At 67.5% G+C, this 13,771-nt stretch carries 11 protein-coding genes and 1 pseudogene; 5 read left to right on the top strand and 7 right to left on the bottom strand.

The features are described 5' to 3' along the window. Window positions 1-6: 6 nt before the first annotated feature. Window positions 7-1,149 carry an alpha/beta hydrolase family protein gene (locus tag CAL26_RS12965; protein ID WP_256988395.1) on the bottom strand — a complete coding sequence of 381 codons (1,143 nt, stop codon included), beginning with the start codon at window positions 1,147-1,149 and terminating at the stop codon, window positions 7-9. A gap of 291 nt (window positions 1,150-1,440) precedes the next feature. On the opposite strand from CAL26_RS12965, the pseudogene CAL26_RS12970 reads away from it, so the two are divergent. Then, window positions 1,441-2,458, top strand: a pseudogene (locus CAL26_RS12970) (alcohol dehydrogenase). Here CAL26_RS12970 and CAL26_RS12975 read toward each other — a convergent pair. The 6 genes from CAL26_RS12975 to CAL26_RS13000 all read right to left on the bottom strand — a co-directional run bounded on the left by CAL26_RS12975 (window position 2,459) and on the right by CAL26_RS13000 (window position 8,865). Further along, window positions 2,459-2,938, bottom strand: coding sequence for a hypothetical protein (locus CAL26_RS12975; RefSeq protein ID WP_094847327.1), 480 nt, complete (start codon window positions 2,936-2,938; stop codon window positions 2,459-2,461). Between the two features lie 86 nt (window positions 2,939-3,024). Beyond that, window positions 3,025-3,303, bottom strand: coding sequence for a peptidylprolyl isomerase (locus tag CAL26_RS12980; protein WP_094847328.1), 279 nt, complete (start codon window positions 3,301-3,303; stop codon window positions 3,025-3,027). A gap of 95 nt (window positions 3,304-3,398) precedes the next feature. After that, window positions 3,399-4,424 carry an amidohydrolase family protein gene (locus tag CAL26_RS12985; RefSeq protein ID WP_094847329.1) on the bottom strand — a complete coding sequence of 342 codons (1,026 nt, stop codon included), beginning with the start codon at window positions 4,422-4,424 and terminating at the stop codon, window positions 3,399-3,401. Between the two features lie 259 nt (window positions 4,425-4,683). Further along, window positions 4,684-5,661 (bottom strand): tripartite tricarboxylate transporter substrate binding protein, encoded by a 978-nt coding sequence (locus CAL26_RS12990; protein ID WP_094847330.1) that lies wholly within the window; start codon window positions 5,659-5,661, stop codon window positions 4,684-4,686. 190 nt (window positions 5,662-5,851) lie between these two features. Continuing rightward, entirely contained in the window at window positions 5,852-6,832 is a 981-nt protein-coding gene (locus tag CAL26_RS12995) for a Bug family tripartite tricarboxylate transporter substrate binding protein (RefSeq protein ID WP_094847331.1), read from the bottom strand. A gap of 239 nt (window positions 6,833-7,071) precedes the next feature. After that, window positions 7,072-8,865 (bottom strand): chloride channel protein, encoded by a 1,794-nt coding sequence (locus tag CAL26_RS13000; protein WP_094847332.1) that lies wholly within the window; start codon window positions 8,863-8,865, stop codon window positions 7,072-7,074. Between the two features lie 117 nt (window positions 8,866-8,982). Here CAL26_RS13000 and CAL26_RS13005 point away from each other — a divergent pair, with 117 nt between their 5' ends. Genes CAL26_RS13005 through CAL26_RS13020 form a run of 4 tightly spaced genes read left to right on the top strand, consistent with a single transcriptional unit; the run spans window position 8,983 to window position 13,703 of the window. Continuing rightward, window positions 8,983-9,756, top strand: a complete 774-nt coding sequence (locus CAL26_RS13005; protein ID WP_094847333.1) for a DUF3348 domain-containing protein — start codon at window positions 8,983-8,985, stop codon at window positions 9,754-9,756. After that, complete coding sequence (locus tag CAL26_RS13010; protein ID WP_094847334.1) at window positions 9,753-12,308, top strand: DUF802 domain-containing protein; 2,556 nt, start codon at window positions 9,753-9,755, stop codon at window positions 12,306-12,308. Before CAL26_RS13005 ends, CAL26_RS13010 begins: the two co-directional genes overlap by 4 nt. Next, window positions 12,305-13,006 (top strand): OmpA family protein, encoded by a 702-nt coding sequence (locus CAL26_RS13015; protein WP_094847335.1) that lies wholly within the window; start codon window positions 12,305-12,307, stop codon window positions 13,004-13,006. Before CAL26_RS13010 ends, CAL26_RS13015 begins: the two co-directional genes overlap by 4 nt. Beyond that, the gene (locus CAL26_RS13020) at window positions 12,999-13,703 is read left to right on the top strand and encodes a DUF2894 domain-containing protein (RefSeq protein WP_094847336.1); all 705 of its coding nucleotides are present in this window, start codon (window positions 12,999-13,001) and stop codon (window positions 13,701-13,703) included. The genes CAL26_RS13015 and CAL26_RS13020 overlap by 8 nt, the downstream gene beginning before the upstream one ends. Window positions 13,704-13,771 lie beyond the last annotated feature (68 nt).

Consider the following 13,771-nt stretch of genomic DNA (forward strand, 5'->3'; position numbering starts at 1 on the left):
GACGCCTCATTCTGGCAGGCTGTCGAACCAGGTCTTCCACCGCGGGACGGCTCGCGCGAAGGTTCCGCGGTGGGTAGTGGCGCCAGTGGAAACGGCCTCGACGCGCGTATTGCCGCTGCCCATGGCGTGCTGATACGTGGCGGCGAGTTGTCCCAGGCCCGTGCTGATGGCCTCGTCCGTATCGCCGTAGTAGTTGCGCACCGGCGTCCGGATCACCCAGCGGTATGCCTGCGTAGTCGCCACCAGGCGGCCGTAGGCGGAGTCGGCGAAGAACCGGGGGTCGAAGTATTCCTTGCGTATCAGCTTGTGCAGGTCGGCCGGGATGTCGGCGGGATCGAAGGGCTCGCGCGCGTATGCCTTGCGCGATACCTCGTAATACTCGGGATTGATGACGGATCGGGCCAGGCCCGGCACGCCGTAATAATTCTCGAAGGAAAAGGACGAAAGGATGAACAGGCTGCTCACCCAGTCGGCGTCGTTCTTGCGCGGAAAATCCAGGAAGCCGTTGAGCGCGACGAATACGTCCAAGGGCGCGCTTGCCGTGGCGGCGGCGCTCACCGGAATGCCGGCGTGTTCCAGCCTTTCCAGCAAGGCCATGGTGACGAAGCCGCCCTGCGACCATCCGGCCAGATACAGTTTGCCGCTGTCCCGTTTAAGGTCGGCCAGTACCGCGCGCGAGGCCACCAGCATGTCGTAGGTGGCCTGCTGGTGGCTGGCCTTGACCATATAGCCCTCCGGCTCCGGCGAATCTCCCAGGCCAAAATAGTCGGCGCCGATTACCGCATAGCCCTGGCCGGCGAACTGGGCGATCATCAGCTGGGTTTCGGGCGATTGTTCCGGATATGACGGCACCTGCTGCTTGCCGTACACCGTGCCGTGCTGGTACGACACCATGGGCAGGCTGGCCGCCGGGATATCCGGCACGGCGATCAGGCCCGATGCCATGGTAGGCAGATTGCCTTTTTCCGGAATCACCGATGGATAGCTGACCCGGTAGAGCAGCACTGCGTTGCGGGCGGGGGTATAGGTGGCCGGGATGGCGGCGAACTCGGGCGTATCGACCTGGAGGATGCGATTCAGGCGCTCGATATCCCAGCGCTGCAGGAATTGATAGCGCACGCCGGCGGCCAGCATCGTGCTGGACGTCACAGTGGCAGCGGCTGGGGCGGCGTGGGCCTGGAAACTGGATGCCAAAGCCAAAGCCAAAGCCAAGCCCATACTTGGCAAAATGCGCAAGCGGCGGGTCATCGACCCATTGCACCTGTTGCGATGCCCGGCCCTGCGGCGTGCACCGGATCGTTCAAATCGAAGTGTTTCAATCATGGGGTATGGCGACGAAAGCAGTAGGCAGGCTGGATTCGCGGACGTTTTTAACACGGGTAGGGGGCGAATGACGCTATTGTTCGCGATGGAGCGTTCCTTCAACGTCAGGAGAAAACGATGCGCAAGATGCAGGCGGTGCAGGTAGCGAAAGCCCATGGTCCTCTGGAAATCGTCGAGCGCGACGTGCCGGAGCCGCCTGCGGGCCATGTGCTGATCAAGGTGCAGGCGTGCGGGATCTGCCATAGCGATTCCTTCACGAAAGAAGGGCTGTGGCCCGGCTTGCAGTTTCCGCGCGTGCCGGGACACGAGATCGCGGGCGTGATCGATACGCTGGGCAGCGGCGTCCAGGATTGGCGGGTCGGGCAGCGCGTGGGCGTGGGTTGGCATGGCGGGCATTGCGGCCATTGCGACAGCTGCCGGCATGGCGATTTCGTGCTCTGCCAGACCGCGCTGGTGCCGGGCATCAGCTACGACGGCGGCTATGCGGACTACATGGTGGCGCCGCAGGAGGCCCTGGCGCGCATGCCCGACGATCTGTCGGACGTCGACGCCGCGCCGCTGCTCTGCGCGGGCATCACCACCTTCAACGCCTTGCGCAACAGCGGCGCGCGCGCCGGCGACGTGGTGGCCATCCTGGGCATCGGCGGGCTGGGCCATCTGGGCGTGCAGTTCGCGCGGCAGATGGGCTTCGTGACCGTCGCGATCGCCCGCGGCCAGGACAAGGCGCCGCTGGCGCTGCAGCTCGGGGCGCATCACTACATCGACAGCGAGGCACAGGACGTCGCCGAGACGCTGCGCGGCCTGGGCGGCGCCAAGGTCGTGCTGGCGACGGTCACCAGCGGCAAGGCCATGAGCGCCGTGATGGGCGGCCTGGGGCGCAATGGCAAGCTGATCATGGTCGGCATCTCCCAGGAACCCGTGGAAGTGCCGGTGACGCAGTTCATCTCGGGCCGCAATTCGGTCCAGGGCTGGCCATCGGGCACGGCGGCGGATTCGCAGGAAACGCTGGCCTTCAGCCATGTCGGGCGTCAAGCCGATGATCGAGGAATATCCCCTGTCGCGGGCGGCGGAAGCCTACGATCGGATGATGAGCGGCAAGGCGCGCTTCAGGGTGGTGCTGACGCCGGGCAAGTGATCAGGCGGGCGTCGTCCTGGCCTTGCCGCGCATCTCGTCGGCCGGCCGCGGGAAGCCGCTGCGATCCGTGTAGTCCGGGTAATCGACGCCGCGGTGGCGGGGCGGCCGGCGATATGCATTGGCGGCGTAGACATCGACGGCGGCGACCGTGGCCAGGTTGGCCAGTGTGGCGCCGGTGCGCAACATCGTCGCGCGGCGGCTCCGGTCGCCGGTGACGGTGGCCATATCCAGCACGTCGCCGCCGACCCGTGCCCAGAGCCAGGGCGCGGCGTCCTGCGATTTCAGGATACCCAGGCCGGTGGCGATTTCGCGCACGCCGTAAAGGCGCACCAATGTGGGATGCTGCTTGACGCCGCAGAGGCGGGCGATGGTTCGGGGCATGGCCAGTTCGGCGATGCCCAATCCGATGCTGAACCATCCGAGGCCATTGGCCAATCGGCCATGCGCGGCGGCGCGTCTGGAATTCGTGGTGTCGTTCATGGATGCTCCCTGTCGATAGGTCGCATCAACCAGCAAAGACTGTTCCGCTGGCCGTTGTGTGACGGCGGCCAGCGGTTGCACGGCGCCTAGCGGCGGTCGGTGACTTCGACCAGGTGGTAGCCGAACTGGGTCTTGACCGGGCCTTGCACGGCATTGACGGGCGCGCTGAACACGACTTCGTCGAATTCACGCACCATCTGGCCGGGACCGAAAGTGCCCAGGTTGCCGCCGTCGCGGCCCGAAGGGCACTGGGAATGTTCACGCGCGACTTGCGCGAAATCGGCGCCGCCTTCGATGGCGGTCTTCAGTTCATTGCATTGCTGTTCCGTGGGAACCAGAATGTGGCGGGCGGTGGCTTGGGCCATGTGATCGATCTCCTGTGGGCGTGGTGAACTCGACAGCGTAACCCAATCGGACGCGCCTTGCCGTGACGCGTTGCAAACCACCGCCACCCGCGCGCTCAGTGTCCGCGCGCCTTCAGTTGCGCATCCAGGCGCGTATAGACGCGGCGGGCGTTGCCTTCGAAGATCTTGTAGCGCGCTTCGGGCGTGATGTCGGCCGCCGATACGTAGCGGCGCGTGTCATCGAAATAGTGCCCGGTTTCCGGATCGATACCGCGCACCGCGCCGATCATCTCGCTGGCGAAGAGGATGTTGTCGATGGGAATGACCCGCGTCAGCAGATCGATGCCGGGCTGATGGTAGACGCAGGTATCGAAAAAGATATTGTTCAGCAGGTGATCCTGCAGCAGGGGCTTCTTCAATGCCTGCGCCAGGCCGCGGAAACGGCCCCAGTGATAGGGCACCGCGCCGCCGCCGTGCGGGATGACCAGCTTGAGCGTCGGGAAGTCGCTGAACAAATCGGAGTCCAGGCATTGCATGAAGGCCGTCGTGTCGGCGTTCAGGTAATGCGCGCCCGTCGTGTGGAAGCAGGCGTTGCAGCTCTGGCTGACGTGCACCATGGCGGGCACGTCGTACTCGACCAGCTTTTCGTAAAGCGGATACCAGTAGCGGTCGCTGAGCGGCGGGCTGGTCCAATGGCCGCCCGAAGGATCCGGGTTCAGGTTGACGGCGACGTTGCCGTACTCCTCCACGCAGCGCTTCAGTTCGGGCAGGCAGGTGGCGACATCCACGCCCGGGCTCTGCGGCAGCATGGCGGCCGGCACGAAATGGTCGGGGAACAGCGAGGCGACGCGGAAGCACATCTCGTTGCAGATCGCCGTCCAGGTCGAGGACACCTGGAAGTCGCCGATGTGATGCGCCATGAAGCTGGCGCGCGGGCTGAACACAGTCAGGTCGTGGCCGCGTTCCTTCATGATGCGCAGCTGATTGGTCTCGATCGCCTCGCGCAATTCGTCATCGCTGATGTGCAGCTCCGACGCCTTGGGCGCCGGCGTGCCGTCGTTGATCGAAGCGATCTGGCGCTTGCGCCATGCTTCCAGGGCGGGCGGGGCGGTGGTGAAGTGTCCGTGGCAATCGATGATCATGGCTCATCCGGTGTAGCGCCCGCGCTGCGGCGGGCTCGTGAATCGTGCGGAGCTGTCTCACCCTGGGGCGCCGCGGGTGGCGCCGCGAACATGGGCGATCTATGGTGCGACCCGCGCAGCCTGTGCGTCAAATATATATTTCCGAGCGATTCCATATCGAAATCGAATAAATCGCGCAGCCGCGGCGCAACAAAAAACCCAGGCCGGGGCCTGGGTCGATACGCCTGGACAGGCGTGTGATCGCGGGCTTCACGCCGCGTCAGTCTTCCTGGCGCATGCCGGTGGCCTTGACCACCGCGCCCAGGCGCGCGCGCTCTTCGTCGCAGAACTTGACGAAGTCGGCGCGCGTGCCGCCGACGGGTTCGATGCCCAGTTCGGTCAGGCGCTTGACGTTGGCCGGATCCTTCATCGCGGCGTCCACCGCGCTGGCGACCTTGTCCAGGATGGCGTCAGGCGTGCCCTTGGGCGCGTGCACGCCGGCCCAGTGCGCGATCTTGATTTCGGGGAAGCCCTGTTCGGCGGCGGTGCTCAGTTCCGGATAGGCCTTGATGCGTTCGGACCACGTGCAGGCCAGCGCCTTGAGCTTGCCGGAACGGATCATGGGCAGCACGACGATGCTGGCCTCGGACGTCGCGTCGACCTGGTTGCCGATCACGGCGGTGACCGATTCGGAGCCGCTCTTGTACGGGATCAGGTCCAGCTTGGCGCCGTAGGTGGTGGCCAGGATGCCTTCCACGAAATGCGGCGTGCTGCCGGTGCCGGCGGTGGCGAAATGCAGGCCATGGCCTTGCTTGGACGCTTCGACGAATTCCTTCAGGGTCGAGTAGGGCGAGTTCGCGGGCGCCACCACGACGGACGGCGCCAGGCCCACCATGGCGACCGGCACCAGATCGCTGTCCTTGTAGTGGACCTTGCGGATCATGCTGTTGGAGATCACGCCGGCGGCGCTGATCAGGAAGGTATAGCCGTCGTTGTCGGCGCGCGCGACATAGTCGGTGCCGATGACCGCGCCGGCGCCCGGCTTGTTCTCGACGACGACCTGGGCGTTCAGGTTCTTGGCGATGCCTTCGGCCGCGGCGCGGCCCAGCAGGTCGTTGGCGCCGCCCGGCGCGAACGGCACGATGACGCGGATGGGCTTGGACGGCCACTTGTCGTCCGCGAAGGCGATTTTCGGGGTCGCGGCGACGGCGGCCATGCCAAAGGCGGCCGTACTGAAACGGCGACGAGAGATGTTCATTGCTGTGCTCCGGGGGTAATGCTTTTTAGTAGTTATGGTTTGTGGACTTGGTTCGTGGGACTTGGTGGGGACGTGTAATTTAACCGATTCAACGGCGCTTACGCGCCGCGTCGCGGCTTCGCAGCCGCGGCGCGATGCATTATCGAAGATGCTGTCGTGAACCTGTCAGCAAGGCGCCCAGGCGATAGGATCAGGAGTCCTGCCGCATGCCCGTCGCCTTGACCACGGCGCCCAATCTGGCGCGCTCTTCGTCGCAGAATTTGACGAAGTCCGCGCGCGTGCCGCCCACCGGCTCGATGCCCAGTTCCGTCAGGCGCTTGACGTTGGCCGGGTCCTTCATGGCCTGATCCACGCCGGCGGCGATCTTGTCCAGGATGGCGTCGGGCGTGCCCTTGGGCGCATGCACGCCGGCCCAGTGCGCGATCTTGATTTTCGGAAAGCCCTGTTCGGCGGCGGTGGACAGCTCCGGATAGGCCTGGATGCGTTCGGACCAGGTGCAGGCCAGGGCCTTGAGCTTGCCGGCGCGGATCATGGGCAGCACGACGATGCTGGCTTCGGACGTGGCGTCCACCTGGCCGCCTATCACCGCCGACACGGATTCCGATCCGCTCTTGTACGGCACCAGATCGAGCTTGGCGCCGTAGTCGGTGGTCAGGATGCCTTCGACGAAGTGCGGCGTGCTGCCGGTGCCCGCCGTCGAAAAATGCAGGCCGCCGTGGCTTTTCTTCGACGCCTCGACGAAGTCCTTCAGGTTGGCGTACGGCGAGCTGGCCGGCGTGATGATGACCGACGGCGCCAGGCCGATCATGGCGACGGGCACCAGGTCGCTGTCCTGGTATTGCACCTTGCGGATCATGCTGTTGGAGATCACGCCGGCGCCGCTGATCAGGAAGGTATAGCCATCGTTGTCGGCACGCGCGACGTAGTCGGTGCCGATGACGGCGCCGGCGCCGGGCTTGTTCTCGACGACGACGCTGGCCTTCAGGTATTGCGCGATGCCTTCGGCCGCGGCACGCCCGAGCAGGTCGTTGGCGCCGCCCGCGGCGAAGGGGACGATGATGCGGATGGGCTTGGACGGCCACTTGTCGTCCGCGAAAGCGATCCTGGGCGCAACGGCGATGCTGGCAAGGCCGAGCGCGGCCGCGTTCAGGCGGCGTCGCACGATATCCATGTTCTGTCTCCGGTCGGTCGTTGTTATGCGTGGCGCCGTGCGGTGCGGATGTGCCGCCTGCGTCGCCCGCGCTGTGGGTGCAGCGTGGCTATTATCCGCGCGATGCGGACGCGCGGGAATCCCCGCGCCGGCTCAGTCCGCGCCGGCTCAAAGGCGCGGCCGGGGATCGCCTCGAACGATCGCCTCGCAAACGATCGCCGTCCGGATTGCGCCCAGCCCGATGTTGCGACACAGCATGGTCAAGGCCCGGGCGGCTGCGCCGGCCGCTGGCGCAACAGCGCATGCAGGGGCGTGCGGCGGAAGGTCTCGAAGCGCTCTTCTTCTTCGGAAAACGCCAGCGACGGCTTGACCAGGTCGCTGCGGCTGATCAGGCCGACCAGGCGGCGCGATGCGGCGTCGGCGACGACCGGCACGCGTTCCAGGCCATGGACGGCCAGGCGATTGGCCACGGTGCGGCAGGTTTCGCCGGGCAGCGCCATGATGGGCACGTTGGCGCCGAACAGGTCAGCCATCCTGTGCGCCGCCGGATCGGCCAGGCCCTGCAGCAGCGCGTCGCGGTCGATCATGCCGAGCAGGGCGCCCGCGCGCACCACGGGATAGGCACGGTGGGTCTGTCCTTCGCCGAAATAGCCGTCCAGCGCGACGCGCGGCGCCACGTCGGCATCGATGGTGCGCACGGCGGCCGTCATGACCTCGTGAACAAAGTGACGTTCCAGCGGATCGATGCCGTATTCCCGGTAGATGTGGTAGCCGCGCCGGGCGATTTTTTCCGTCAGGATGGAACGGCGCATGACCAGCACCGTGAAGCCATAGGCGCAGGCGGATGCGGTCAGCAGCGGCAGCAGGGCGTTGACGTCGTGCGTCAGCTCGAAGGCGAACAGCACCGCCATGATGGGCGCGCGCATCATGCCGCCCAGCGTCGCCGCCATGGATACCATGGGCCAGAGCCCGGGCTGGCCGCCCGGCATGTACGGGCCGAGTATGGCGCCGGCCGCCGCGCCCATCATGAGCAGGGGCGCCAGGACGCCGCCCGAGGTGCCCGACGCCAGCGAGATGACCCAGATGACGGCCTTGACCAGGATCAGGCCCGCCACGGCGCCCAGCGCCAGGTGGTTGTGCAGCAGGTCGCCGATGACGTCGTAGCCCACGCCGAGCGCGCGCGGCTGGAAGTACCCCCCGATGCCGATCGCCAGGCCGCCCAGCGCCGGCCACCACATCCAGTGCAGCGGCAGCTTCATGAACAGGTCTTCCATCTTGTAGAGCGACGTCGACAGGCCCCAGGACAAGGCGCCCGCGACCACGCCCGCGACGGCGCAGGCGACCAGGCCCGTCGGCCCCAGCACGTCGGTCTGCAGGGGAAACAGCGCGCCGCCTTCCAGGACCAGGGGCCGGAAGAAGCCGGCCACCGCGCACGCGACCGCGACCGGCAGGAAGCTGCGCGGCCGCAGTTCGAACAGCAGGAGCTCCACCGCCAGCATGACCGCCGCGATCGGCGTGCCGAAGACGGCCGTCATGCCGGCCGTCGCGCCGGCCACCAGCAGGGTCTTGCGTTCGGCGCCGCTCAGGTGGAAATGCTGGGCGATGAGCGAGCCGATGGCGCCGCCGGTCATGATGATGGGGCCTTCCGCGCCGAACGGGCCGCCGCTGCCGATCGCGATCGCCGAGGACAAGGGCTTGAGCACGGCCACCTTGGGCGACATGCGGCTCTTGCCGAACAGGATGGCTTCGATCGCTTCCGGAATGCCGTGGCCGCGGATCTTTTCCGTGCCATAGCGCGCGATCAGCCCGATGATCAGGCCGCCGATGGCGGGGACGACGATGACCCACAGGCCCAGGGCGTTGTCCGCGGGAGAACGCGCGTCGAAGGACAGCCGCTGGAAGAAGAACAGGTTGGTGAAGAAGCCGATCAGCCGCAGCAGGGCATAGGCGGTGAGGGTGCTGAGTATGCCGATCACGGCGGCGATCGCCGCGATGCGCAGCAAGCGCGCGCTGGCGGCGAAATCGCCCTTGTTCTTGTCGGGGTGCAGGGTCATGCGCGCGTCATTCCGGAAAGCCACGATGGAGGATGGCGCAAGTATATCGTAGTACGATGTATTTCCGGAGCTGGCGTGTAGGCGCCGTGTAAACTGCCGGATTTTTGATTCGGCGGTATGGATTCAGCACACCGGCGCGCAGGCCTGAGCGGCCCGACCCTGGTTCGCCTGCTTGCCCGCCTGACGGACATCGATGTTTCGGAACCCAGACAGTCCCTGGCCGACCGGCTCAGCCTGTGGCTGGGCTGGACGGACGCGATTGCCCTGTCCGCGGTGCTGAACAGCAATCCGCCGACGGCGGATCGCCAGCCCGACAGCGCGGAAGAAGAGGAGTGTGCCCGGGTGCGCAACGCGTTGACCAACGCCATCACGGAAAAGAACCGCGCGCCCAGGGCGGCGGACAGCCATCCCAGGACGCGCGCCGCCGCGGCCGAGCGTGGGCGGGCGCCCGCGGCGCCGGTCGACTACGGCCTTTACCGGCAGCGCTATCTTTCCCTGCAACAAGCCATGGAAACCGGCATCGGCAACCTGCGCACGCGCCTGCGCGGCATGATGGCCGGCCGCACGCCGGCCATGACGCAGCTGGCGGCCGTCGACGCCATCATGGAAAAAGCCCTGGGCGCGCGGGAACACAATGCCCTGGCGGCGGTGCCGGGCCTGCTGGAAGGCTATTTCCACCGCCTGCGCCGCGCCGAGGCCGCCGCCCTGGCCGAGGCCGAGGACGCCGGCCATCCGCCGCCGGCCGCCGCCGGCGCGTGGCTGGATGTATTTCGCCAGGACATGCGTGCAATCCTGCTCGCCGAACTGGATATTCGTTTCAAGCCTGTCGAAGGCCTGCTGGCGGCGTTGCGCGTTCCGCGCGGCGGCCGCGCTGAACCCGGGATGTCATGACCAGAATTCTCTCTATCGCTGCTTTCGTCTTGGGCCTGGCCGTCGTGGGCTGGGTGGGCGCGGGCTATATCGGTTCGAATCCCCTGGCGCTGGCGATGACCGCCATGATCGCGGTGGTTTTCCTGGGCGGTTGCTGGGAGCTGCGCCGCTACCAGGTGGCGACGGGCACGCTATCGCGCGCGCTGGCCGGCCTGTCGACGCCGCCGGCCACCCTGGCGGGCTGGCTGGACACGCTGCACCCCGCCTTGCGCGGGCCGGTGCGCCTGCGGGTCGAAGGCGACCGCGTGGCGCTGCCCGGACCGGCGCTCACGCCTTACCTGGTGGGCCTGCTGGTGTTGCTGGGCATGCTGGGTACCTTCCTCGGCATGGTGGCCACCCTGCGCGGCACCGGCATCGCGCTGGAAAGCGCGACGGATCTGCAAGCCATCCGGGCGTCGCTGGCGGCTCCCGTGAAGGGACTGGGCTTCGCCTTCGGCACGTCCGTCGCGGGCGTGGCGGCCTCGGCCGCGCTGGGCTTGCTGTCGGCGCTGTGCCGGCGCGAGCGCATCCTGGCCGGACAGCGGCTGGACATGGGCGTCGCCACGGTGCTGCGCGAGCACACGGCCGCCCATCGGCGCGACGAGACCTTCCGTCTGCTGCAACGCCAGGCCGAGGCGATGCCCGTCCTGGTGGACCGTCTACAGACCATGATGACGGGCATGGAGCAGCGCAATCAGTCGCTGAACGAGCAACTGGCCAGCGGCATGGCGGCGATGGAGCGGCAGCATGCCGCCATGGGCGAACGCCTGGCCACCGGACAGGCGGCGCTCGACCAGCGGCTGGCTTCCGGGCAGGATGCCCTGAACACCCGATTGGGCGCTGGCCAGGAAGCCTTCCACGAGAAGACGGAGGCCGCCTACGCGCGGCTGGCCGCGTCGGTGGAGCACACGCTGAAGGAAAGCGCGGCCGAGGGCGCTCGCCTGGCGGGCGCGGCCCTGCAGCCGGTCGTCGAAGCGACCATGGCCGGCCTGGCGCGCGAAACCGCGGCCTTGCGCGAATCCGTCGCGCAGGCGGTCAGGCAGCAGCACGAAGCGATCGAACAGGCCGTGCAGCGGCAGCACGTATCCTTCACCCAGGCGGTGGATCGGCAGCATGCCTCCATCACCGAGGCGGTGGAACGGCAGCATGCGTCCATTACCGAGACGGTGGAACGGCAACATGCATCGATTACCCAGGCGGTCGAACGGCAGCACGACGCCATCACCCAGGCCGCCCGGCAACAGCACGACGCCGTGGCCCAGGCCACGCTGGCGCAGCGGGAAACCATCGCCCTGGCGCTGCAGCGGCAGCAGGATACGGTGGCCGATGCCGTGCAGAAGCAGCTGGACGGCGTGTCCACCCGTTTCGAGGCCACCGCGGCCGCGCTGGAACAGCTCTGGAACCAGGCGCTGAACCAGCACAGGCAAAGCAATGCCGCCTTGGCCGACGACCTGCGCGGGACGCTGGATCGCTATGCCGGCACGTTCGAGCAGCGCTCGGCCAGCCTGGTGGACGCGGTCGCCGGCCGTCTGGATACCGTCACCGCGGACATGTCGCGCGCCTGGACGGACGCACTGGCCTTGCAGCAGGATGTCGGCGGCGAACTGGCGACGCGCAACCAGCAGGCGCTGACCGCGGCCGCCGCGGCCTTCGAGCAGCATTCCGCCGCGCTGCTGGCCCAATTGCTGGCGAGCTTCGAACAACAATCCGTGGCCTTGCTGCAGGCGGTCGAGCAGACCCACGACAGCCAGCGGCTGGCTCTGGAAGCGCGCGACCGCGAAAGGCTGGATGCCTGGACCGGCTCGCTGTCCGCCATCGCGGGCGACATGCGCGCGCAATGGCGCGAGACCGGCGAACAGACGACGGCGCGTCAGCAGGAAATCTGCGACACGCTGTCGCGCACCGCGCGCGAGATCACCGAACATACGCAATCGCATGCCCGCGAGACCATCGCCGAGATCGAACGCCTGGTGCAAGCCGCCGCGGAAGCGCCGCGCGCGGCCGCCGACGTGGTCGCCGAGCTGCGCCAGAAGCTGTCCGACAGCATGGTCCGCGACAACGCCATGCTGGAAGAACGCAGCCGGCTGCTCGACACCCTGGGCACCTTGCTGGACGCGGTCAATCGCGCGTCCACCGAACAGCGCGAGGCCGTGGAAGCCCTGGTCGGCACATCCGCCGATCTGCTGGCGCGCGTCGGCAGCCAGTTCACCGATACGCTGGAAGCGGAAACCGCCAAACTGGCGGAAGCCGCGGGCCTGGTTTCCGGCAGCGTGGTCGAGGTGGCGAGCATGGGCGACGCCTTTGGCGCGGCCGTGCAGGCCTATGGCCAGTCCAACGAAAAGCTGATGGAGCATCTGCAGCGCATCGAAGGGGCCCTGGAAAAATCCATCGCCCGCAGCGACGAGCAGCTCGCGTATTACGTGGCGCAGGCGCGCGAGGCGATCGACCTGAGCGTGATGTCGCAGAAGCAGATCATCGAGGAGCTGCAGCAACTGGCCGAGCAGCGCACGTCGGCGGGTAGCGAAGCGGCATGAACGACGATATCGATGGCGGCATCGAGACCACGGTCCCGACCTGGGCCGTGTTTGGCGACCTGATGTCGGCCGCCCTGGGCGCCTTCGTTCTCATCCTGGTCGGTGTGGTGGGCCTGCAACTGCAGTTGTCGGCCAAGCTCGACGAGGAAGTCAAGCAGCGGCAGGCCGAGACGCAGCGGCGCCAGACGCTGGAGCAGGCGCTGGCCGTGCCGCTGGCGACGGGGCGCATCACCCTGGTCAACGGCCGCATCGGCATCAGCGGGAATGTGCTGTTCGCCTTGAATTCCGACCAGTTGCAGCCCGAGGGGCGCGAGGTGCTGAAGAGCCTGGCGCAACCGCTGACCGATTACCTGCGTACCCGCGATGAGGTGCTGATGGTGAGCGGCTTCACCGACAACCAGCAGGTGCGCGGCAACAATCGCGGATTTGCCGACAATTGGGAGCTGTCCGCGCAACGGGCGCTGACGGTGACGCGGGCGCTGATCGACGCCGGGGTGGCGCCGGAGTCGGTGTTTGCGGCGGCCTTCGGGGCGGAGCATCCGGTGGCGTCGAACGCCGACGCGGATGGCCGCGCCAAGAACCGCCGCGTGGAAATCGCGCCGGTGCCACGGCAGGCGGGGCAGGAGCGCGCGCCGCAGATGGTGCCGCAAACGGCGCCGCCGGCCGGCACGGGCGCCCAGAGGCCGGGCGGTGAGTAAGGCGCCACCAGACGGCGCCACGGCGCCCAGCGTGCTCGATACGCTGGCGGCCTGGCGCGAACAGGGCGCCGATCGGCTGGACCCGACCCGGTTCCGCATCATCGAGGCGCTGGCGCGCCGCGCCGCCGCCGCCCAAGGCGATGCCGCGCGCGGCGTGCTGGAACAAAGGCTGGCGCAACGGGTGCAGGCCTATCAGCGCGATGTCGACGCGGCCCGCGTGCAACCCGTCGAAGGCCATCCGGACGGCGGGCAGCCGGCGGCGACGCCGGGGCCGGAAAGTCCGCTTTCCGCCTTTATCCGGGAATTGCAGGCAACCGCCGCCAGGCCGGCCGCCTCGGCTGCTTCGGCTGCTTCGGCCGAAGACGCCGCGCCGAGCATGGCCGCCGCCAGCTATCCCGACCTCGCATTGCTGGACTTCTTCCGCGACACCTGGGGCCGCTACAAGACCCGCCGGCAGTTGAAGCAATCCGAAGAGCGCGTCCCGGAAAACGCCGGGCCGCTGAACTCCAGCCTGCTGGTGCACCGCACCCTGTCGCTTATGCGCGAGGTTTCTCCCGAATACCTGCATCAATTTCTTTCCTACGTCGACGCGTTGGCATGGGTGGAGCAGGCCACCAGCGTCGATCTCCTGACCGACAAGGACCGGGCCAGAGGCGGTGCCCGGAAAGCCTCCCGCGGCCCTCGATCCCCGGGCTAGTCCTTCTGGCTAGTCATAAGTAGTTACGCCATTCGGCCATCGCGGTCCGCTGTTTGCTAGAGCAGCCA

Source organism: Bordetella genomosp. 9 (assembly GCF_002261425.1).
Taxonomy (GTDB): domain Bacteria; phylum Pseudomonadota; class Gammaproteobacteria; order Burkholderiales; family Burkholderiaceae_B; genus Bordetella_C.